The organism is Pseudomonas sp. GGS8, from assembly GCF_024168645.1.
Taxonomy (GTDB): domain Bacteria; phylum Pseudomonadota; class Gammaproteobacteria; order Pseudomonadales; family Pseudomonadaceae; genus Aquipseudomonas.
Map to the genome: position 1 here is coordinate 664621 of NZ_JALJWF010000001.1, position 20739 is coordinate 685359.

Genomic DNA, 20739 nt, shown 5'->3' on the forward strand with positions numbered 1-20739 from the left:
TTTATAAGACGCTGAGCATCGCTTCACATCCCGCCGATAAAAAGCCGGGATTCGGCAGAAACATCGCATCCCGCATTGGAAATTTGTCGACCGTGACATCGGGCACTAGTCTGGATAAATCCATGACACAGCGCGGCCTCAGTCAGCCTCCCACAAAGCGCACTACGCTAATAACAAGCCACTCATGGCGAACGCCCCCGTTCAACGCTGTCCCGACCCTAATTAAAGAAGAGGGAAACCCCATGTTCGAACACAAGACCGCACTGCTCAGTGCCATCACCACGGCGCTCCTGTCCAGCGCCAGCCTGCAGGCCGCCGAACCGCTGAAAGCCGTCGGTGCCGGCGAAGGTCAGCTGGATATCGTTGCCTGGCCCGGCTATATCGAACGGGGCGAAAGCGACAAGGCCTACGACTGGGTCAGCGCTTTCGAGAAGGACACCGGCTGCAAGGTCAACGTCAAGACGGCCGGCACCTCCGATGAGATGGTCAGCCTGATGGCCAAGGGCGGTTACGATCTGGTGACGGCGTCCGGTGATGCCTCCCTGCGCCTGATCGCCGGTAAGCGTGTCCAGCCGATCAACACCGCATTGATCCCTAACTGGAAAAATCTCGATCCGCGCCTCAAGGATGCACCGTGGTACGTGGTCGACAAGCAAACCTACGGCACCCCGTACCAATGGGGTCCGAATGTACTCATGTACAACACCAACGTGTTCAAACAGCCCCCGACCAGTTGGAGCGTGATACTCGAAGAGCAGAAGCTGCCCGACGGCAAATCCAACAAGGGCCGCGTGCAGGCGTATGACGGCCCGATCTACATCGCGGACGCGGCGCTGTACCTGAAAACCGTCAAGCCGGAACTGGGCATCAAAGACCCTTACCTGCTCGACGAAAAACAGTACAAGGCCGTGCTCGATCTACTGCGCGGTCAACAAAAGCTGATCCACCGCTACTGGCACGACACCACCGTGCAGATGAGTGACTTCAAAAACGAAGGCGTGGTGGCTTCCAGTTCCTGGCCGTATCAGGTCAACGGCCTGATGAACGAGAAACAGCCAGTCGCCTCGACCATCCCCAAAGAAGGCGCCACCGGGTGGGCCGACACCACCATGCTGCACGCCGAAGCCAAGCACCCGAACTGCGCCTACAAGTGGATGGATTGGTCGCTGACGCCGAAGGTCCAGGGCGATGTGTCCGCCTGGTTCGGTTCGCTGCCGGCAGTCCCGGCGGCGTGCAAGGCAAGCGAACTGTTGGGTGCCGAGGGGTGCAAGACCAACGGTTTCGACCAGTTCGACAAGATCGCCTTCTGGAAAACCCCGCAGGCTGAGGGTGGCAAGTACGTGCCTTATAGCCGTTGGACCCAGGATTACATCGCGATTATGGGAGGGCGTTAAGCGGTTTAAGCAAGATCAAAAGATCGCAGCCTTCGGCAGCTCCTACGCCGACGGCATGCACCGCAAATCCCGTAGGAGCTGCCGCAGGCTGCGATCTTTTAACGGCACACCCCCCGTTTTTTTGGAGCACCGTATCCATGACCCTCGCAGTCCAGTTCACCAACGTTTCCCGTCAGTTCGGTGAGGTGAAGGCCGTTGACCGGGTTTCCATCGACATCCAGGACGGCGAGTTCTTTTCCCTACTGGGCCCTTCCGGCTCGGGCAAAACCACCTGCCTGCGCCTGATCGCCGGTTTCGAACAACCGAGCACCGGCTCCATCCGCATCCATGGCGCCGAAGCCGCGGGGCTGCCGCCGTATCAGCGCGACGTGAACACTGTGTTCCAGGATTACGCGCTGTTCCCGCACATGAACGTACTCGACAACGTCGCCTACGGTTTGAAAGTCAAAGGCGTCGGCAAGACCGAGCGCCACAAACGTGCCGAAGAAGCCCTCGACATGGTCGCCCTCAACGGCTACGGCGAGCGCAAGCCGGTGCAGCTGTCGGGCGGCCAACGCCAGCGTGTGGCCCTGGCCCGCGCATTGGTCAATCGCCCTCGCGTGTTGTTGCTCGACGAGCCCTTGGGCGCCCTCGACCTGAAGCTGCGCGAGCAAATGCAAGGTGAGCTGAAGAAGCTGCAACGCCAGCTCGGCATCACTTTTATCTTCGTCACCCACGACCAGACCGAAGCGTTGTCGATGTCCGACCGCGTGGCGGTGTTCAACAAGGGCCGCATCGAACAGGTCGACACGCCACGCCACCTCTATATGAAACCGGCAACCACCTTCGTCGCCGAATTCGTCGGCACGTCCAACGTGATCCGCGGTGATCTGGCGCGGCAGTTGAGCGGCAATCCTCAGCCGTTTTCGATCCGCCCGGAACACGTGCGTTTCGCCGAAGGCCCGCTGGCCAGCCATGAAATCGAAGTCAGCGGCGTGCTGCATGACATCCAGTACCAAGGCAGCGCCACCCGCTATGAACTGAAACTGGAAAACGGCCAGACCTTGAACATCAGCCAGGCCAACGTCCAGTGGCTGGACGTCAGCGCGCAACATCAGACCGGGCAACGCATCAGCGCTCGTTGGGCGCGCGAGGCAATGATTCCGCTGCACGACAATGTTGTAGGCGGGGTGTGAGATGGACAGCGTGATCCCTCGCCCCCCTGCCAACGGCTCGCCGTTGCGCCGGTTTTCCAACCTGCTGTACCGGCGGCCGAACCTGTATCTGTCGCTGCTGCTGGTGCCGCCGTTGCTGTGGTTTGGCGCGATCTACCTCGGCTCGCTGCTGACCCTGCTGTGGCAAGGTTTCTACACCTTCGATGACTTCACCATGACGGTCACCTCCGACCTGACCCTGGCGAACTTCGCAGCGCTGTTCCAGCCGTCGAACTTCGACATCATCCTCCGTACCCTGAGCATGGCCATCATCGTGTCGATCGCCAGTGCAATCGTGGCCTTCCCGATCGCCTACTACATGGCGCGCTACACCAGCGGTAACACCAAGGCGTTTTTCTACATCGCGGTGATGATGCCGATGTGGGCCAGTTACATCGTCAAGGCCTACGCCTGGACCTTGCTGCTGGCCAAGGGAGGCGTGGCGCAGTGGTTTGTTCAGTATTTGAATCTGGAGCCGGTGTTGCAGTTCGTGCTCGGGATGCCGGGAGTGGGTGGCAGTACCTTGTCGACCTCGCATCTGGGGCGGTTCATGGTGTTTGTCTATATCTGGCTGCCGTTCATGATCCTGCCGATCCAGGCGTCACTGGAACGCCTGCCGCCGTCCTTGCTGCAAGCTTCGGCCGACCTGGGTGCCAAGCCGCGTCAGACCTTCATGCAAGTGATTCTGCCGTTGTCGATTCCGGGGATCGCGGCCGGTTCGATTTTCACGTTTTCACTGACGCTGGGCGATTTCATTGTTCCGCAACTGGTGGGCCCGCCGGGCTACTTCATCGGCAGCATGGTCTACGCCCAACAAGGGGCGATCGGCAACATGCCAATGGCGGCAGCCTTCACGCTGGTGCCGATTGTGCTGATCGCCATTTACCTGTCCATCGTCAAACGTCTGGGGGCCTTCGATGCGCTCTGACTCTTCCTCTCAAGACCGGGCATCCCTGGGCCTGCGCATCGCCGCCTGGGGCGGGTTGCTGTTCTTGCACTTTCCGATCCTGATCATCTTCCTCTACGCCTTCAACACCGAAGATGCGGCGTTCAGCTTTCCGCCCAAGGGCTTCACCCTGAAGTGGATCGGCGTCGCGTTCTCGCGGCCCGACGTACTGGAAGCGATCAAGTTGTCGCTGCAGATTGCCGCCATCGCCACCCTGATTGCGCTGATCCTCGGCACCCTCGCCTCGGCGGCGTTGTACCGCCGAGACTTCTTCGGCAAGCAAGGCATCTCGCTGATGCTGATTCTGCCGATTGCATTGCCGGGGATCATCACCGGGATCGCGCTGCTGGCGACCTTCAAGACACTGGGAATCGAGCCTGGGGTATTCACCATCGTGATCGGTCACGCGACCTTCTGCGTGGTGATCGTCTACAACAACGTCATCGCCCGTTTGCGCCGCACTTCTTACAGCCTGATCGAAGCCTCGATGGACCTCGGCGCCGACGGCTGGCAAACCTTCCGCTACATCGTCCTGCCGAACCTCGGCTCGGCGTTGCTGGCCGGCGGCATGCTGGCGTTTGCCCTGTCATTCGATGAAATCATCGTCACCACCTTCACCGCCGGCCACGAACGTACCTTGCCGTTGTGGCTGCTCAACCAGCTCAGCCGCCCTCGGGACGTGCCGGTGACCAACGTCGTGGCGATGCTGGTCATGATGGTGACCATGCTGCCGATTCTCGGCGCGTATTACCTGACCCGTGGTGGCGAAAGCGTTGCGGGCAGTGGCGGGAAATAACTGACAACTCATTCCCAATGTGGAAACCCGCTCCCACAGGGGGCCGGTTTCAGCAGAAAAACAGAAACAGCTTCGGAGGACAACGCCATGCAAACCAAACTCTTGATCAATGGCCAACTCGTCAAAGGCGACGGCCCCGCCCAAGCCGTGTTCAACCCGGCACTCGGTCGTGTAATGGTGGAAATCAACGAAGCCAGCGAAGCCCAGGTCGATGCCGCCGTGCGCGCCGCCGATAGCGCCTTCGAAGCCTGGTCGCAAACCACGCCGAAAGAACGCTCGCTGCTGCTGCTCAAACTCGCCGACATCATCGAAGCCCATGGCCAGGAGCTGGCTAAACTGGAGTCGGACAACTGCGGCAAACCCTACACCGCCGCGCTGAACGACGAGATCCCGGCGATTGCCGACGTGTTCCGTTTCTTCGCCGGCGCCAGCCGTTGCATGAGCGGTGCGTTAGGGGGTGAATACTTGCACGGCCACACCTCGATGATCCGCCGCGACCCGGTGGGCGTGATTGCCTCCATCGCGCCCTGGAACTACCCGCTGATGATGGTCGCCTGGAAAATCGCCCCGGCCCTGGCCGCCGGTAATACCGTGGTGCTCAAACCGTCGGAACAAACCCCGCTGACAGCCCTGCGCCTGGCCGAACTGGCGTCGGAGATTTTCCCGGCGGGCGTGCTTAATCTGGTATATGGCCGCGGTCCTACCGTCGGCACCCCACTGGTTACTCACCCGAAAGTGCGCATGGTGTCGCTGACCGGTTCCATCGCCACCGGCTCGAACATCATTTCCAGCACCGCCGGCAGCGTTAAACGCATGCACATGGAATTGGGCGGCAAAGCGCCGGTGATCATCTTCGACGATGCCGACATCGACGCTGCCGTGGAAGGCATTCGCACCTTCGGGTTCTACAACGCCGGCCAGGACTGCACCGCCGCCTGCCGCATCTACGCCCAGGCTGGCATCTACGACACCTTCGTCGAGAAGCTCGGCGCCGCGGTCAGTACTCTCAAGTACGGCTTGCAGAATGATCCGTCGACGGAGCTGGGTCCATTGATCAGCGCGCAACATCGCGACCGCGTGACCGGGTTGGTCGAGCGGGCCATGGCGCAACCGCACATTCGTTTGATCACTGGCGGCAAAGTGGTGGAAGGCAATGGTTTCTTCTTTGAACCGACGGTGCTGGCCGACGCGCAACAGGACGACGAAATCGTGCGCCGCGAAGTATTCGGGCCGGTGGTGTCAGTGACCCGATTCACCGATGAAGCGCAGGCGCTGGCTTGGGCCAACGATTCGGATTACGGCCTGGCATCGTCAGTCTGGACCACAGACATCGGCCGCGCCCACCGCCTGTCTGCGCGCCTGCAGTATGGCTGCACGTGGGTGAACACCCACTTCATGCTGGTCAGCGAAATGCCCCATGGCGGTCAGAAATTGTCTGGTTATGGGAAAGACATGTCGATGTATGGATTGGAGGACTACACGGTTGTAAGGCATGTGATGTTCAAGCATTAAAAATGCTTCGCGGGTAAGCCTCGCTCCGAAATCAACCGTGCCCACATCTCTGTGGGCACGGTTGATGGTGTTAGATCGGCTGAGGCTTGGAGAGGGTTTCGAATTCATCCATCAGCAGATGGATTTCGGTGCTGGGGTTAGGTTCGCCGCTGATGGCGACGTCCTCGAGAATCTTGGGGGCCAAAGCTCTGGCTTTCTGAAAAGGCTCGCCCAATAGCTGAGCAAAATAGCTGATGTCTTTGCCCTTCTCGTACTTATCCATGTTCGGTTTTTCTCTGAGGCTCTTGGCTACCAAGTCGCCCGGAGAGTTTTTCCCGACAGCTCTAAATGGCTTTCGATTGAAACCGAAGTGCAAAAGAAGCCAAAACTCAAAACAGGGAAACGATGCTATGACTTTGATTTTCGGATGAGGCTTCGCCAGATCTATCGCCCTCTCAAAACATAGGTGCGTATCGCGATCCAATGCACAAAAGATCCTATCGAAAAATTTCTGGCGGGCGATGGCTCTTTCTACAATGCCGCTCGGGTGCGTGACGCCGCAGTGGGCAATTTCAACCTGGGCTTTAGCACGAAAATGAAAGGCGGCCTCCTCCAGATACCGTTTTCCTGACTTGCTATCTTCACAGAGGACCAACACTTTGGGTTGAGGCTTGAATCTCGATTTCTTTCGATCAAATGATTTTGTCGAGCGCATCATGGTCACCTCAGCCTGATCAAAGGCAAACCGCGGTAACGGCCTTCAAAGTAGCGCTTCTCAACATCCTCCCCCTCTCGCCCTTCAAAATCGTGAACGGAAAAAATACTGGTTGCACCATTGGCATCGCGCTCAGTGATCCAGAACTGATCACGCCGCAGGATTTTTGCGTTCATTAGATGAGTGTCGTGAGTCGTAAAGATCAGCTGAGTATCCAACCCCCTATCAAGATGTTTCCCGATCAGATCAGCAACTATTTCAGGATGAAGGCTACTATCCAACTCATCGACAGACAGTATCCCGCTTCCATCTGCGCGATTGATCATGAACCACGGCAACCAGAAGCCAATCAGATTTTTGGTGCCGCCAGACTCCTCTGAGAAATCAAACTCTGCTGTTCCCAAATGGCTTGTATGCGACAGGGTCACCTTGTCTTTTTGGGCGGCGGCGAAGAATTCTTTTAACGTGAGCTTTTTCTTGGTCGGTACAGCATCCGCATCCTCAGTATTGAGTTGAATAGCAGACACCGGGATATCCACTTCCCTTAAAAACTCCTTTAAATCACCCGTGTAGTCCGAGGCAACCTGCAGAAACCTGATGGAGGCTGCAGACAACCCCATCATGTTGTTCTGTTCAATGACAAGGAGACCGGTTTGAAACCAGGTAAACGGTGCTCGCAACTGTGTCAGTTCTTCGCTGCTGTTCGCCACGGCCTGCGAAATAAACAAAACCTTCGGGCTCGTCAAACGCCGCCAAGCATTGTGGACATCTTTCCCACCCTCAAGACTTGAGCCAAAAACATACTGCTCTCCCTCGTCACCAAAACGACGCTCATACAGCAGCGTTTCTTTCCCTTTGGGATAGGAGACCAGCTGCTCCTTGATTATCCGTTGCGAAGTAACGCGTAGAACAAACCGATATCGGAGCCCGTTTTGAATGAAGTTGTACTCAAAGGAACTGGGTTCGTTCTGGAGTTGCGGGTCAAAACGAAACGGTGAAACCGGCAGTGGTTCGTCATTTGAGGAGGGTGTCGTTGCGAGCAGGCGTCCCATGATCCCCATCGCTTGGATAAGCGAAGATTTACCGGACGCGTTCGGCCCGTAGATCGCTGCCACCTTCAACAAATCAGGAAGCTTTTCGCCACTCACTGAAGGTTGAAAAACATTGCGCTTTTTACTCAGGCGTGGAGTCGCAACCATGGACAGGGTTTGCGCCTCGCGGAAGGAGCGATAATTGGAAACTGAAAATTCGATCAACATGTAGAAATCCTGCACTTAATTTCTAAGAGCAGAATAAATATAGGAAAAACCATGCATTTGGCGCTGCTTCTCTGCACCTCGTGCAAAAACAGGAAATTCCTACGGATGGAGCCTTCCAGCAAAGGCAACGATTCCTACAACAAGCGTCGCCAGAGTAGACTTGGCGCCGCGAGCGCCTTGCAGATAGGCTTCATCCCGTCGCTGCAACATCAGCGACCCGGGGTCGAAGCCGGTACATCATCAACATGGCGCATCCGCGCCCCCATATGAGCTGAGGCATTTTTTGCCCTCCAGTCTCGCTTTATGGTGGGCCGTGTGGCGCGGGCCTCTTGGCTTCCATGTTGATCGAGAACCCGACTTCGAACGCCGCACGGTCCGCCACCCAAATCTGTCGAAGGATTAGTGGCGGCTCCCTTTTCAACATGGAGTCGAAAAAATGCTTAGGCACATCACAAACTCAACTGAAGTCTTCGTACCAGAATGCTGTCTCGCTAACACTGGAGGCAGGCCATGACCCATCCTCATTTCATCCCTACCGTCTTCACCCGCCACAACCGCTTCCTCCACACCATCATGCAAGCCAACCAAGCCTGGTTCTGCGTTCAGGATCTAGGTCGCTTGATGGGCCGACCGCTGGACCAACGACTCACCCTGAAACTCGATCCTGATCAACGCCAATATGTCTGGTTGCTGAAGAACGGCAAAACAGTCGAATCGCTGATGGTCAGCGAATCGGGAATGTACGCCCTGCTGGTTCACCATTTCGTCCCGGAAAATCGAAACCTGCGCCAATGGCTTAGCAACGAGGTCATGCCAATGCTGCGTGATTCGAACGCCGCATCGTTGGAGAACATTCCAAGTCTGAGTTCGTTACAGTGGGCCGGGATCTCTGTGCCGCTGCTGCATTGGCAGCATCAGGCCTGGATCAAGTGGCGCGATATGCCCGATCTGATGCAGGCACAACGACCATTCACGATTGGTAACCGATGAACTGATGCACAAAGGGACGGACTTTTGGGTCCGTCCCTTTGGTTTTCCAGCATTACTCCCCACCTTCAAAACCGCGAAACACTCCTCATCGCATCCACCAGATAGCGCATCGCAATCCGGTCGCTTTCCGACAACTCGCGATAGCGCTCCACCAACTTCAGCTCTTCCGAACTGAGCCGACGCCTTCGCCGCCCGGTGGCCAGGCAGGGGAAGATTCCTAACATTTCGGTAATGCCTTGTACTTTCGACATGGACGATGTCCTTCTATACGTCAGAGAAAACTTCAAAACCGCATCGCCCTATCACTTTCAGCGGCCGCTTTGTGTGCGCTGGACCCACCGGCCTGAAGGGCCGAAACCGGTCATGCCCATAGAATAGAAATTAAATCGGTGCTGAAAAGCAGTTTTTAGAGTAATTAGTCGAAAAAAGCAGATATGCCCTATAAATCAGAAAGCGCTGTGAGAAACGTTACCTGACATGTCTTGTTTCATTGCTGCGCTGTCGCGGTGCTATCAATCATTTTTGCTCTGCAACTGAACGGTTTAAGCTATTTGGCATCTTTCTAAAGTCCGTTGCGTTTGGCCAAGGCATGTCCGAACCGTTATTTCAGATCCAGCACGTGCCAGGAACGGCGCGGGATTGTTCACGACAGGTTGTACTTATGCACCGCAGGAATTTGCTCAAAGCCTCCATGGCCATCGCGGCTTACACCGGTCTCTCGGCCACCGGCCTGCTGGCCGTGAACGCCTGGGCCGGTAGCGGCACTGCCGATGGCGACGCCCAGGCGTTCGACTTCGAAGCGCTGAAGAGCCAGGCCAAACAGCTCGCCGCCAAGCCGTATCAGGACACCAAGCAGGTGCTGCCGCCGACGCTGGCGACCATGACGCCGCAGAACTTCAACGCGATCCGCTACGACGGCAATCATTCGCTGTGGAAGGATCTGAAAGGTCAGCTGGACGTGCAGTTCTTCCACGTCGGCATGGGTTTCAAGCAGCCGGTGCGCATGTACAGCGTCGATCCCAAGACTCGACTGGCGCGCGAGGTGCATTTCCGCCCGTCGCTGTTCAATTATGAAAAAACCACCGTCGACACCCAGCAGCTCAAGGGCGACCTGGGCTTTTCCGGTTTCAAGCTGTTCAAGGCCCCGGAGCTGGATCAGCACGACGTCTTGTCGTTCCTCGGCGCCAGCTATTTCCGTGCGGTAGACGCTACAGGCCAATACGGTTTGTCGGCCCGCGGCCTGGCGATCGACACCTACGCCAAGAAGCGCGAAGAGTTTCCGGACTTCACCAAGTTCTGGTTCGAGACACCGGACAAGGACAGCACCCGTTTCGTGGTGTACGCCCTGCTCGACTCGCCGAGCGCCACCGGTGCCTACCGTTTTGACATCGATTGCCAGGCCGAACGTGTGGTGATGGAAGTCGACGCGCACGTCAACGCCCGCACTGCCATCGAGCAACTGGGCATCGCACCGATGACTAGCATGTTCAGCTGCGGCACCCACGAGCGCCGCATGTGCGACACCATTCACCCGCAGATCCATGACTCCGATCGCCTGGCGATGTGGCGCGGCAACGGCGAGTGGATTTGCCGCCCGCTGAACAACCCGGCCACCCTGCAATTCAACGCCTTCGCCGACACCGACCCGAAAGGCTTTGGTCTGGTGCAGACCGATCATGAATTCGTCAGTTATCAAGACACCGTCGACTGGTACAGCAAGCGTCCGAGCCTGTGGGTAGAACCTACAACCGCGTGGGGCGAAGGCTCCATCGATTTGCTGGAAATTCCTACGACCGGCGAAACCCTGGATAACATCGTCGCATTCTGGACGCCGAAAAAACCGGTCGCCGCCGGTGACTCCCTGAACTACGGCTATAAGCTCTACTGGAGCGCCCTGCCACCGACGGGTACGCCGCTGGCACGGGTCAATGCGACCCGTTCGGGCATGGGCGGCTTCATCGAAGGCTGGGCACCGGGCGAGCATTACCCGGAAGTCTGGGCACGTCGCTTCGCTGTGGACTTCACCGGCGGCGGCCTGGACCGCTTGCCCGAAGGCGCCGGGATCGAACCAGTGGTGACCTGCTCGAACGGCGAAGTGAAGGACTTCAATGTGTTGGTGCTCGATGACATCAAGGGCTACCGAATCACCTTCGACTGGTACCCGACCAATGACAGCGTGGCACCGGTAGAGCTGCGGCTGTTCATTCGCACCAATGACCGCACGTTGAGTGAAACCTGGCTGTACCAGTATTTCCCGCCGGCGCCCGATAAGCGCAAATACACCTGAGAGTTAGCTGGGGTCTGAAATGGCCCGCGAAGACAGCCCGACAGACAACAAACATCTCAGCAGAAACGCAAAAAGCCCCGGTCAACCAGACCGGGGCTTTTTGATTTTTACAGCCGCAATCAGTCACGCAAATCCGATTCATGAATCGGCTGGTCGCGATGGGTGGCACGCTGGTATTGCGCCGGCCATATCGCCTTGTGCCCACCCAGATCGTCATCGGCATGCAGCGGCCAATACGGATCGCGCAACAACTCCCGGGCGAGGAAGATGATGTCGGCCTGACAAGTACGCAGAATATGCTCGGCCTGGGCTGGCTCGGTGATCATGCCGACGGTGCCGGTGGCAATGCCCGACTCCTTGCGTACCCGCTCGGCGAAACGGGTCTGATAACCAGGGCCTGTGGGAATCTCGGCGTTAGCTGCCGTCCCGCCCGACGAGACGTCGATCAGGTCCACACCCAGATCTTTCAGGCGTCGTGCCAGCTCCACGGTTTCGTCGGGGTTCCAGCCGTCTTCCACCCAGTCAGTGGCCGATACCCGTACAAACACCGGTAACTCTTCAGGCCACACGGCCCGTACCGCTTCGGTGACTTGCAACACCAGCCGAATGCGATTTTCGAACGAGCCGCCGTACTGATCGCGCCGTTGATTGCTCAAGGGCGAAAGAAATTGATGCAACAGGTAACCATGGGCCGCGTGCACTTCGAGCACTTTGAAACCGGCGGTCAATGCCCGTTTGGCCGACTCGACAAAGGCCTGAATGATCTCGGCGATCTCGCTCTCATTAAGCTGCTTCGGCGGTGTGTGCTGGGGGTCGAATGCGATCGGCGAAGGGCCGACCGGGATCCAGCCGCCATCTTCCGGCTTGACGCTGCCATGCTTGCCCAGCCACGGCCGATGCGTGCTGGCCTTGCGCCCGGCGTGAGCCAACTGAATGCCGGCGACAGCGCCTTGGGCGGCGATGAAGCGCGTAATACGCTGCAAGGGTTCGATCTGTTGATCATCCCAGAGGCCGAGGTCCTGGGCGGTGATTCGCCCGTCGGCGGTGACCGCCGTGGCTTCGGTGAATACCAGACCGGCGCCGCCGATCGCGCGGCTGCCGAGGTGGACCAGGTGCCAGTCATTGGCCAGCCCATCGACGCTGGAGTACTGGCACATCGGTGACACCGCAATGCGGTTGAGCAGGGTCAATTGACGAAGGGTATAGGGTTCAAGCAGCAGACTCATGGGGCACCTCTCAAATCAGTGGGCAGGCTCCAGGGTTCTGTTTGAATAGTCGACGAGTGACAGGAAAAAGGTGCAGCACCCGCCCCCGCGGGCAAAAAATTCGACAAGACGTCACAAGGATAATCAAGCAGTGCTTAGAGCCTAGTCGACATCGCGGGATCAGGGAGGGTTCAAGAAATGAAACACCGCCAATTTGAGGTCTGGGCGATACCTGTGGCGAGGGAGCTTGCTCCCGCTCGGCTGCGCAGCAGTCGTAAATCCGGTTACTGCGGTGTGCCTGACAGAAATGAGTTGCCTGGGTCTGGGGCCGCTTCGCAGCCCAACGGGGGCAAGCCCCCTCGCCACAGTTATCGCGGTTCGATGTGGGCAATCATCAACTGAACGGTCTCGTTGCCACGGAACTCGTTGAGGTCGAGCTTGTAGGCCAACTCCACCCACTTGATGGTCGGATTCGGCCAGATGTCGCGGTCGATCCCGAAGGCGATACCATCCAGCTTCACCGAGCCACATTCACTCTTCAGCACCACTTTAAGGTGCCGCTCGCCCACTACCCGCTGCTCGACCAACTGAAACACCCCGTGAAACAGCGGCTCCGGAAAGTGTTGCCCCCAAGGTCCGGCGTGGCGCAGAGCGCGGGCCAGTTCCAGGTGAAACTCCTCGACCGCCAAGGTGCCGTCCGACAGCAGGCGCCCGGTCAGGTCTTCTTCGCGCATTTGCCTGCGCACTTCAGCGTCGAAAGCTTCGGCGAACAACGGAAAATTCGCTTCCGGCAAGGTCAGGCCGGCCGCCATGGCGTGGCCGCCGTATTTGCTGATCAGGTTCGGATGTTGCGCCGCGACCACGCTCAAGGCATCGCGAATGTGAAAGCCCTGAACCGAACGCCCCGAGCCCTTGAGCAGGCCATCGCCGGCATCGGCAAAGGCAATGGTCGGACGGAAATAGCGCTCTTTCATACGCGAGGCGAGAATACCGATGACACCCTGGTGCCACTCGGGATCGAACAGGCACAGGCCGAACGGCATCGATTCCACCGGTAAATCCTTGAGCTGGGCCAGCGCCTCACGCTGCATGCCCTGTTCGATGGATTTACGGTCCTGGTTCATGCCATCCAGCTGGGCGGCCATTTCACGGGCAGCGCCCGCGTCTTCGGTGAGCAGGCATTCGATGCCCAGGCTCATGTCATCTAGCCTTCCTGCCGCGTTCAGGCGCGGGCCGAGGATGAAGCCAAGGTCAGTGGAAGTAATGCGCGAATGGTCACGCTTGGCCACTTCAAGGATCGCCTTGATCCCCGGCCGCGCGCGCCCGGCGCGAATCCGTTCCAGGCCCTGATGCACCAGAATCCGGTTGTTGGCATCCAGCGGCACCACGTCGGCGACGCTGCCCAGCGCCACCAGGTCCAGCAATTCGCCAATGTTCGGCTGCGGCTTGCTTTCGTACCAGCCCAGGCTGCGCAAGCGCGCGCGCAGGGCCATCAGCACATAGAAAATCACCCCGACGCCGGCCAGGGCTTTGCTCGGGAACGCGCAACCCGGCTGGTTCGGATTGACGATGGCATCGGCCAACGGCAGCTCATCGCCGGGCAAGTGGTGATCGGTGACCAGCACCTTGAGCCCGGCCTTTTTCGCCGCTGCCACGCCTTCGACGCTGGAAATGCCGTTGTCCACGGTGATCAGCAACTGCGGATCGCGGGTCAGCGCCACTTCGACGATTTCCGGGGTCAGGCCGTAGCCGTACTCGAAGCGGTTCGGCACCAGGTAGTCGACATGCGCCGCGCCCAACAGACGCAGCCCCAGCATGCCCACGGTACTGGCCGTCGCGCCATCGGCGTCGAAGTCGCCGACGATCAGAATCCGCTGACGCTGCTCCAGGGCCGTCACCAGCAAATCCACTGCCGCCTCGATGCCTTTGAGCTGCTGAAACGGAATCAGCCGCGCCAGGCTCTTGTCCAGTTCAGCCTCGGACTGCACGCCCCGCGCCGCGTAAAGGCGGGTCAACAGCGGCGGAATATCACCGAGGAATGGCAAGGTGTCGGGCAACAGGCGAGGTTCGATGCGCATGGGGTGACAGGTGCTTCTCTTGAATACGTAGGATAAAACCGGGAGACGCGACTCAGCGGCGAATAATCAGCCGCGTTCGCCGGCCAGCCATTGCAACTGGACTTCGTGCTGACCACGGTCGTCGGTGACGAAAATCGTTCCTTCGCTGATCATCACGTCCCACTTGATAACGCGCGGCATGTCCTTGGCCAGGGTTTCCAGCACTTCCTGGGGCACGGCGGCGATGTTGACGTTTTTCAGGGTCTTGATCGCCGGGATCACTTTGCCTTCCCAGACACGCAGGCTGCCGTAGGCCAGCAGGCTGGTGCGCTCGGTGCGGCGCGAGCACCAGGTCAGGCGGTCGGCATCTGGCTGGCCGACTTCGATCCAGTGCAGGACACGGTCGTCCAGGCTCTTTTCCCACAGCGCCGGTTCGTCCACGTCTGACAGACCGCGACCGAACGACAGCTGCTCGTTGTACCAGAAGGCGTAGGCCAGCAGCCGCACGGTCATGCGCTCTTCAGTTTCCGAAGGGTGACGGGCGATGGTCTGCTTCACGCTCTCGTAGACGCTGCGGTCGAGGTCGGTGAGGTTCAGTTCAAACTTGTAGGTCGTGGACGGCTGGGCCATGAACGGGCTTCTTGATACGGGGAAAGGCGGCAAGTCTAACCGATGCAAGAGGTAATCAACGAATTGAAGGCGATCAACTTTGGGCGATGGATGTCGGCCTATGATAAAACTCTGCTTTCGCTCAGCCTTTGTCCTACAGGATTTCGCATGCCGTTCTCCAATAAACCGCTCTCGGGTCTGAAAGTCATCGAATTGGGTACGTTGATTGCCGGGCCGTTTGCCTCGCGTATTTGCGGCGAATTCGGCGCCGAAGTGATCAAGATCGAGTCACCGGACGGCGGTGATCCGTTGCGCAAATGGCGCAAATTGTACGAAGGCACCTCGCTGTGGTGGTTCGTTCAGGCGCGCAACAAGAAATCCCTGACCCTGAACCTGAAACACCCCGATGGCCTGGCGATCCTGAAACAGCTGCTCAGTGAAGCGGACATCCTGATCGAGAATTTTCGTCCCGGCGTGCTGGAAAAACTCGGCCTGGGCTGGGAAGTGTTGCACGCACTGAACCCGAAACTGGTGATGGTGCGGCTCTCGGGCTTTGGCCAGACCGGGCCGATGAAAGATCAGCCGGGCTTCGGCGCGGTCGGTGAATCCATGGGCGGCCTGCGCTACATCACCGGGTTCGAGGACCGACCGCCAGTGCGCACCGGAATATCCATCGGCGATTCGATTGCCGCGCTCTGGGGCGTGATCGGTGCACTGATGGCCTTGCGTCATCGCGAGGTCAACGGAGGCTTGGGCCAAGTGGTGGACGTGGCGCTGTATGAAGCGATCTTCGCCATGATGGAAAGCATGGTCCCGGAGTTCGACGTGTTCGGCTTCATCCGCGAACGCACCGGCAACATCATGCCGGGCATCACACCCTCCTCCATCCACACCAGCGCCGACGGTAAACACGTACAGATCGGCGCCAACGGCGATGCGATCTTCAAGCGCTTCATGCTGGTCATCGGGCGCGAGGACCTGGCCAACGACCCAGCGCTGGCCAGTAATGATGGGCGTGACAGCCGTCGCGACGAGATTTACGGGGTGATCGATCGCTGGGTCAACTCACTGCCGCTGGACGCGGTGATCGAGCAATTGAACCAGGCCGACGTTCCCGCCAGCCGGATCTTCAGCGCCGAAGACATGTTCAGCGATCCGCAGTACCTGGCCCGGGAAATGTTCCTACAAGCCAAGCTGCCCGACGGCAAGGACTTCAAGATGCCCGGCATCGTACCGAAGCTTTCCGAGACACCCGGCACCTCGGAATGGGTCGGGCCGCAGTTGGGTGAACATAATGCGCAGGTCCTCCACGATCTGGGTTACGACCCGGCACAGATCGCACGGCTGCGTGAAGACGGGGCCATCTAAGCTGAATCGCCTGCTTTCATCCGTCCTCGGTTACGCCGGCATCGGGCGCGTGCTGGCGGCGCTCGGGCTATTGTCGGGCCTGATATCCCCGGCACTGGCGCAACCTAAGGAGCATTTGCTTTGGCTGCTGCGCGACCTGCCGCCACTGACAATCTTCGAAGGTCCGCAAAAGGGTCAGGGCGTTATCGACCAATTGATGCCCCTACTGATCGCCGATATGCCGCAGTACGAACACACCCTGATGCGGGTCAATCGCGCCCGCGGCATGCAGATGCTTCACAAAGAAACTTTTACCTGCGACCCCTCGCTGGTCTGGAGCCAGGAACGCGAACAATGGATCGCGTTTTCCATTCCGGCCTTCCGAGTGGTCAGCAATGGGTTGGTGATCCGACGTGAAGACCGGCCGGTGCTGGAGCCGTTTCTTTCCAACGGTGAAGTCGATCTGGCGGCACTGTTGGCCAGCGGTCGACAGAAAGTCGGTGTAATTGCCGAGCGCCGTTACGGTCAGTTCCTCGACACGCTGCTGCAACAGGCACCGGCCGGCGCGCTGACGCCCCACTATGGTAATGACGCCCTTGGCAGCCTGTTGCAGATGCAGCGCCTGGGTCGTTTGCAGGTGGTATTGGGTTACTGGCCGGAAATCCGCTATCAGGCTCATCAGGCAAACCTGGCCGATGAACAGCTGGAGTTCTATCCGATCAAAGGCACGGGCAAATACATGCCCGTGTACATCGGTTGCTCGAATACCCCCCAGGGTCGACAGGCGATCAGTGAGATCAACCGACTACTGCGCGCCCTGCCCCGCGAGCATCTGGACCCGCTGTATGCCGACTGGCTCGACCCGCAAAGACGCAAGGATTACCTGGAAGAAACCTGGGCCTTTTTCGAGCATCAGGTCAGGCAATGACAAATCGCAGGCAAAAAGAAACCCCGAGAAGTGGGGAGACAACTCGGGGTTAAACGTGGCCTGTATTACAGACCAGTAGCAGCAAGCTACGAGCACCGGAGCACAATGCTTTATCCTGCTGTTACATGGTCTGACTAACCTTGGTGCAGGAAGGTTCCCACAAAAAACACTTCAATTTCGGTTGGCCAGGCGCTTGTCCTGAGCAGCATTGCGCAACGCCGCGATGACACAGGGCTCCAGGCGTCCCTCAGCGATCAGCACGTCGCGGTGCAAGCCGTCGACGACATCCGTCAGCAGGCGTTTGTCGGTTAACTGGGCCTGATTGAACAACCGCTCGACCACGATAGCGCCGGTCGCACTCTTGAGCGTCACCAGGCATTCGCCATGGGCACCCGATGGGGTCAATGTGACCTGGTAGGGGCTCAGAGCCTCACCGAGCAATAGACTGATACTTTCCATCTCGATCACCACTCAATAGTCCGCAAACAAAGTGCCTGGGGCGTATCCACAGTAAATGACCCCAGACCCGAGTAGAAAGTTCTGAATTCCAACGGCAGGCGCACCGGCGCCTCTGGTGGATAAAGCATGCCCGGTAAAGATGACAGCAAAAAAACAGCTTCACGCCTGCCTTGTCCGCTTGGCCAGATCGGTCCATCCGCCCAGCAGCCCTCGCAATTGACCGTCCGCGCTGTAAAACGGCACCGTCCACTGATAAATGTCCCTGACACCGTCCTTGAACATCAACTGACGTTCGCTGAAGCGGGTCTTGCGCGTACCGAGCTGGGCCATGAACTCGGCGTGCAGTTGCTCGGCGGTTTCTTTGGGCAAGACATCGAGTTCGATCAGTTGGCGCCCCTGAACCTGGTCGAAACGAGTCGACAAATTCTCCTCGTAACTTTTGTTGCACATGATCAATCGCCCTTCCAGATCACGCACGAACATCGGATCGGGCATGGCGTCTATCAAGGCGTGCTGGAAGGCGAGCTGGTCATTAAGGTTTTTTTCGGCGTCCCGACGTTGCTGGATCAGCATCGCTAGTCGCCGGTTCCACAACAGGGATAGCAGCGCAAAAACACTGGCGAAAAAAACGCCCCAACAGCCCCATTCGTTTATTCGTTGCCAGGTCGAAGGCGTCTGTACAGGAACAATCCCATCGAGCCACTTCAAGCGAATGGCGCGTAACTCGGCAGGCGGAAACGCTTCGAGCGCCTTGTTGAGGATGCTCAACAATTGCGGCTGGCCTTTGCGTACCGCCAGATGATCGGCCTCCCATTTACCCTCCACCGTATCGCCCACCTTGAGCTGTCCGGACGGATAGAGCTGTGCCCCGGTTTCGTTCTCGATGGTGGCGTAGGCTTCGCCGCTTTCAACCAACGCCCTGGCCTCGGCGTAGGTTTTGACCGAACGCAGCTCGATGGCCGGATAGTCGCGACGAATGCTCGCCTCCAGCGCATGCCGGGCCGGCAGCACCAATACTCTTTTCGACAGCTGCTGCATGGATTGCACCGCTGGCGCCCCCGCCAACCCGACGAACACCCAGCCCGCACCACCGAACGCATGACTGAAATCCAGAAACTCCTTGCGCTCCTCACTCATTGCCAATGTGGTGCTCATGTCTGCCGCGCCGTTTTCCAGCTGCTCCAGCAACTGATCGGTGGAAAACGTCTCTTTATGGAGGAACTTCAACCCTGTCATGGCGCTGATGCGGTTGAGCACATCGTTATTCAAACCGCTCCAGTGTCCGTGCTCATCCTTGAACAGATACAACGGGTACTGCGCCGACGCAACGATGACCGTCGGATGTTCCGCAATCCATTGCAGCTCCTGAGCGTCTAGCCCGATCGCGGCGTCGGCGACCGCCCCCCGGGGTTCATAAGTCGCCAATTGCGCCGCCAGCCCCCATTGGGTAACGCTCATGGCGCCGACCAAAAATATCCAGCACGCGGCTGGTTTAAACCCTCTAAAAAACAGCATTGCCACTTCCTTGGTAATCGTCTCGCCCGTCCTTCATGGGCGGCTCTTCATTTACGAAACCCGGCAAGTGTGGCATGCAGAAATGAGAAAGCCCGTCAGGAGACGGGCTTCAAAATGTGACAGCTTTTACCGGTTACAGTGGCTTGCCGCGGTTGCCATGCTGACTGACAAAGGCCTGCACGGCTTTCAGGTCGTTCGGCAACACGGTGCAACGTTCATCTCGCTCAAACAAATCAGAAAGATGTGCAGGTAGTTCGAGCGCTTTTCCTACACCGGCTTTTTCCACCGCGTCCGGGAATTTGACCGGATGAGCCGTGCCCAGGATCACCATCGGGATATCCAGGCTGCGACGGCATTCGCGCGCGGCCTTCACACCGATGGCGGTGTGCGGGTCCAGCAGCTCGCCGGTTTGCTCGAAGACTTCGGCAATGGTTTCGCAGGTTTGGGCATCATCCACCGCCAGCGAATCGAACAGCTTGCGTGCCTCGGTCCAGCGTTCCTGTTCGACGCTGAAACCGCCACCCTGCTTGAAGGTGTCCATCAAACCGGCAATCGCCGCGCCGTTGCGACCGTGCAGGTCGAACAGCAGGCGTTCGAAGTTCGACGAGACCATGATGTCCATGGACGGCGACAGCGTGGCGTGCAGGGTTTCCTTGACGTACTGATTGCCGCTCATGAAGCGGTGCAGGATGTCGTTGCGGTTGGTGGCGACGATCAACTGATTGATCGGCAGGCCCATGTTGCGCGCCAGGTAACCGGCGAAGATATCGCCGAAGTTGCCGGTCGGCACCGAGAACGATACCGAACGCGCCGGGCCGCCCAGTTGCAGGGCTGCGTGGAAGTAGTAAACGATCTGGGCCATGATCCGCGCCCAGTTGATCGAGTTCACCGCTACCAGGCGAGTGCCCTTGAGGAAGCTCTGGTCGGCGAAGCTCGCCTTGACCATTTCCTGGCAGTCATCGAAGTTGCCTTCGATGGCGATGTTGTGGATGTTCTCGCCGAAGATGGTGGTCATCTGGCGACGCTGCACTTCGGACACGCGGTTGTGTGGGTGCAGGATGAAGATGTCGACGTTTTCGCAGTGCTTGCAGCCTTCGATGGCCGCCGAACCGGTGTCGCCGGAAGTAGCACCGACGATCACTACGCGCTCGCCGCGTTTTTCCAGCACGTAGTCGAGCAAGCGACCGAGCAGTTGCAGGGCGAAGTCCTTGAACGCCAGGGTCGGGCCGTGGAACAGCTCCAGCACCCATTCGTTACCGTTCAGTTGACGCAACGGGGCTACAGCGCTGTGGGAAAACACGCCATAGGTTTCTTCAAGAATCTTTTTGAAATCGGCATCCGGGATGCTGCCGGAGACGAATGGGCGCATCACCCGGAAGGCCAGTTCGTGATACGGCAGGCCGGCCCAGGAAGCGATTTCTTCCTGGGTGAAACGTGGCAGGTTTTCCGGGACGTACAGACCGCCGTCGGTGGCAAGACCGGCCAGCAGGACGTCTTCGAAATTCAGGGCCGGTGCCTGGCCGCGGGTACTGATATAACGCATGACTG

The 20739-nt window shown here is 58.6% G+C and carries 18 protein-coding genes; 9 read left to right on the top strand and 9 right to left on the bottom strand.

The window, feature by feature from the left end:
* Window positions 1-242 precede the first annotated feature (242 nt).
* From ydcS to J3D54_RS02950, 5 genes are all read left to right on the top strand, one after another.
* Window positions 243-1394 carry a putative ABC transporter substrate-binding protein YdcS gene (ydcS, locus tag J3D54_RS02930; RefSeq protein ID WP_253416628.1) on the top strand — a complete coding sequence of 384 codons (1152 nt, stop codon included), beginning with the start codon at window positions 243-245 and terminating at the stop codon, window positions 1392-1394.
* Between the two features lie 137 nt (window positions 1395-1531).
* The gene (locus J3D54_RS02935; RefSeq protein ID WP_253416629.1) at window positions 1532-2569 is read left to right on the top strand and encodes an ABC transporter ATP-binding protein; all 1038 of its coding nucleotides are present in this window, start codon (window positions 1532-1534) and stop codon (window positions 2567-2569) included.
* Window position 2570: 1 nt separating this feature from the next.
* On the top strand, window positions 2571-3515 hold the full coding sequence (locus J3D54_RS02940; protein ID WP_253416630.1) for an ABC transporter permease: 945 nt from the start codon (window positions 2571-2573) through the stop codon (window positions 3513-3515).
* Window positions 3505-4329 (top strand): ABC transporter permease, encoded by an 825-nt coding sequence (locus tag J3D54_RS02945; RefSeq protein WP_253416631.1) that lies wholly within the window; start codon window positions 3505-3507, stop codon window positions 4327-4329. The genes J3D54_RS02940 and J3D54_RS02945 overlap by 11 nt, the downstream gene beginning before the upstream one ends.
* Window positions 4330-4416: 87 nt before the next feature.
* Window positions 4417-5841 carry a gamma-aminobutyraldehyde dehydrogenase gene (locus J3D54_RS02950; RefSeq protein WP_253416632.1) on the top strand — a complete coding sequence of 475 codons (1425 nt, stop codon included), beginning with the start codon at window positions 4417-4419 and terminating at the stop codon, window positions 5839-5841.
* 70 nt (window positions 5842-5911) lie between these two features.
* On the opposite strand, the gene J3D54_RS02955 is transcribed toward J3D54_RS02950, so the two are convergent.
* Window positions 5912-6538: an RloB family protein gene (locus J3D54_RS02955; RefSeq protein WP_253416633.1), complete on the bottom strand. Its 627-nt coding sequence runs from the start codon at window positions 6536-6538 to the stop codon at window positions 5912-5914.
* A gap of 2 nt (window positions 6539-6540) precedes the next feature.
* On the bottom strand, window positions 6541-7794 hold the full coding sequence (locus J3D54_RS02960; RefSeq protein WP_253416634.1) for an ATP/GTP-binding protein: 1254 nt from the start codon (window positions 7792-7794) through the stop codon (window positions 6541-6543).
* A 510-nt stretch (window positions 7795-8304) separates the two neighbouring features.
* Between J3D54_RS02960 and J3D54_RS02965 the strand changes: the two genes are divergently transcribed.
* Window positions 8305-8784 (top strand): Bro-N domain-containing protein, encoded by a 480-nt coding sequence (locus tag J3D54_RS02965; protein ID WP_253416635.1) that lies wholly within the window; start codon window positions 8305-8307, stop codon window positions 8782-8784.
* Between the two features lie 65 nt (window positions 8785-8849).
* On the opposite strand, the gene J3D54_RS02970 is transcribed toward J3D54_RS02965, so the two are convergent.
* Window positions 8850-9035, bottom strand: a complete 186-nt coding sequence (locus tag J3D54_RS02970) for a hypothetical protein (protein WP_105344867.1) — start codon at window positions 9033-9035, stop codon at window positions 8850-8852.
* A gap of 410 nt (window positions 9036-9445) precedes the next feature.
* Between J3D54_RS02970 and J3D54_RS02975 the strand changes: the two genes are divergently transcribed.
* Window positions 9446-11071 (top strand): glucan biosynthesis protein D, encoded by a 1626-nt coding sequence (locus tag J3D54_RS02975; RefSeq protein WP_253416636.1) that lies wholly within the window; start codon window positions 9446-9448, stop codon window positions 11069-11071.
* A gap of 119 nt (window positions 11072-11190) precedes the next feature.
* On the opposite strand, the gene J3D54_RS02980 is transcribed toward J3D54_RS02975, so the two are convergent.
* The 3 genes from J3D54_RS02980 to J3D54_RS02990 all read right to left on the bottom strand — a co-directional run bounded on the left by J3D54_RS02980 (window position 11191) and on the right by J3D54_RS02990 (window position 14963).
* A complete protein-coding gene (locus tag J3D54_RS02980; RefSeq protein ID WP_253416637.1) occupies window positions 11191-12297 on the bottom strand; it encodes an NADH:flavin oxidoreductase/NADH oxidase in 1107 nt (368 codons plus the stop codon).
* Window positions 12298-12644: 347 nt separating this feature from the next.
* Window positions 12645-14354: a single-stranded-DNA-specific exonuclease RecJ gene (recJ, locus tag J3D54_RS02985; protein WP_253416638.1), complete on the bottom strand. Its 1710-nt coding sequence runs from the start codon at window positions 14352-14354 to the stop codon at window positions 12645-12647.
* A 66-nt stretch (window positions 14355-14420) separates the two neighbouring features.
* Complete coding sequence (locus J3D54_RS02990) at window positions 14421-14963, bottom strand: YaeQ family protein (protein WP_095054212.1); 543 nt, start codon at window positions 14961-14963, stop codon at window positions 14421-14423.
* Window positions 14964-15110: 147 nt separating this feature from the next.
* Between J3D54_RS02990 and J3D54_RS02995 the strand changes: the two genes are divergently transcribed.
* Together J3D54_RS02995 and J3D54_RS03000 are read left to right on the top strand one after the other, a co-directional pair.
* The gene (locus tag J3D54_RS02995) at window positions 15111-16310 is read left to right on the top strand and encodes a CaiB/BaiF CoA-transferase family protein (RefSeq protein WP_253416639.1); all 1200 of its coding nucleotides are present in this window, start codon (window positions 15111-15113) and stop codon (window positions 16308-16310) included.
* Entirely contained in the window at window positions 16291-17217 is a 927-nt protein-coding gene (locus J3D54_RS03000; RefSeq protein WP_253416640.1) for a TIGR02285 family protein, read from the top strand. Before J3D54_RS02995 ends, J3D54_RS03000 begins: the two co-directional genes overlap by 20 nt.
* Before the next feature lie 171 nt (window positions 17218-17388).
* Here J3D54_RS03000 and J3D54_RS03005 read toward each other — a convergent pair whose 3' ends face one another.
* The 3 genes from J3D54_RS03005 to thrC all read right to left on the bottom strand — a co-directional run bounded on the left by J3D54_RS03005 (window position 17389) and on the right by thrC (window position 20734).
* Window positions 17389-17676, bottom strand: coding sequence for a DUF3509 domain-containing protein (locus J3D54_RS03005; protein ID WP_253416641.1), 288 nt, complete (start codon window positions 17674-17676; stop codon window positions 17389-17391).
* A 159-nt stretch (window positions 17677-17835) separates the two neighbouring features.
* Entirely contained in the window at window positions 17836-19191 is a 1356-nt protein-coding gene (locus J3D54_RS03010) for a transporter substrate-binding domain-containing protein (RefSeq protein WP_253416642.1), read from the bottom strand.
* 133 nt (window positions 19192-19324) lie between these two features.
* A complete protein-coding gene (thrC, locus tag J3D54_RS03015) occupies window positions 19325-20734 on the bottom strand; it encodes a threonine synthase (RefSeq protein WP_253416643.1) in 1410 nt (469 codons plus the stop codon).
* Window positions 20735-20739 lie beyond the last annotated feature (5 nt).

Bases quoted from the DNA above. Each gene is read 5' to 3' on its own strand.
- ydcS (WP_253416628.1), top strand. From the start codon at position 243: ATGTTCGAACACAAGACCGCACTGCTCAGTGCCATCACCACGGCGCTC.
- J3D54_RS02935 (WP_253416629.1), top strand. From the start codon at position 1,532: ATGACCCTCGCAGTCCAGTTCACCAACGTTTCCCGTCAGTTCGGTGAG.
- J3D54_RS02940 (WP_253416630.1), top strand. From the start codon at position 2,571: ATGGACAGCGTGATCCCTCGCCCCCCTGCCAACGGCTCGCCGTTGCGC.
- J3D54_RS02945 (WP_253416631.1), top strand. From the start codon at position 3,505: ATGCGCTCTGACTCTTCCTCTCAAGACCGGGCATCCCTGGGCCTGCGC.
- J3D54_RS02950 (WP_253416632.1), top strand. From the start codon at position 4,417: ATGCAAACCAAACTCTTGATCAATGGCCAACTCGTCAAAGGCGACGGC.
- J3D54_RS02955 (WP_253416633.1), bottom strand. From the start codon at position 6,538: ATGATGCGCTCGACAAAATCATTTGATCGAAAGAAATCGAGATTCAAG.
- J3D54_RS02960 (WP_253416634.1), bottom strand. From the start codon at position 7,794: ATGTTGATCGAATTTTCAGTTTCCAATTATCGCTCCTTCCGCGAGGCG.
- J3D54_RS02965 (WP_253416635.1), top strand. From the start codon at position 8,305: ATGACCCATCCTCATTTCATCCCTACCGTCTTCACCCGCCACAACCGC.
- J3D54_RS02970 (WP_105344867.1), bottom strand. From the start codon at position 9,035: ATGTCGAAAGTACAAGGCATTACCGAAATGTTAGGAATCTTCCCCTGC.
- J3D54_RS02975 (WP_253416636.1), top strand. From the start codon at position 9,446: ATGCACCGCAGGAATTTGCTCAAAGCCTCCATGGCCATCGCGGCTTAC.
- J3D54_RS02980 (WP_253416637.1), bottom strand. From the start codon at position 12,297: ATGAGTCTGCTGCTTGAACCCTATACCCTTCGTCAATTGACCCTGCTC.
- recJ (WP_253416638.1), bottom strand. From the start codon at position 14,354: ATGCGCATCGAACCTCGCCTGTTGCCCGACACCTTGCCATTCCTCGGT.
- J3D54_RS02990 (WP_095054212.1), bottom strand. From the start codon at position 14,963: ATGGCCCAGCCGTCCACGACCTACAAGTTTGAACTGAACCTCACCGAC.
- J3D54_RS02995 (WP_253416639.1), top strand. From the start codon at position 15,111: ATGCCGTTCTCCAATAAACCGCTCTCGGGTCTGAAAGTCATCGAATTG.
- J3D54_RS03005 (WP_253416641.1), bottom strand. From the start codon at position 17,676: ATGGAAAGTATCAGTCTATTGCTCGGTGAGGCTCTGAGCCCCTACCAG.
- J3D54_RS03010 (WP_253416642.1), bottom strand. From the start codon at position 19,191: ATGCTGTTTTTTAGAGGGTTTAAACCAGCCGCGTGCTGGATATTTTTG.
- thrC (WP_253416643.1), bottom strand. From the start codon at position 20,734: ATGCGTTATATCAGTACCCGCGGCCAGGCACCGGCCCTGAATTTCGAA.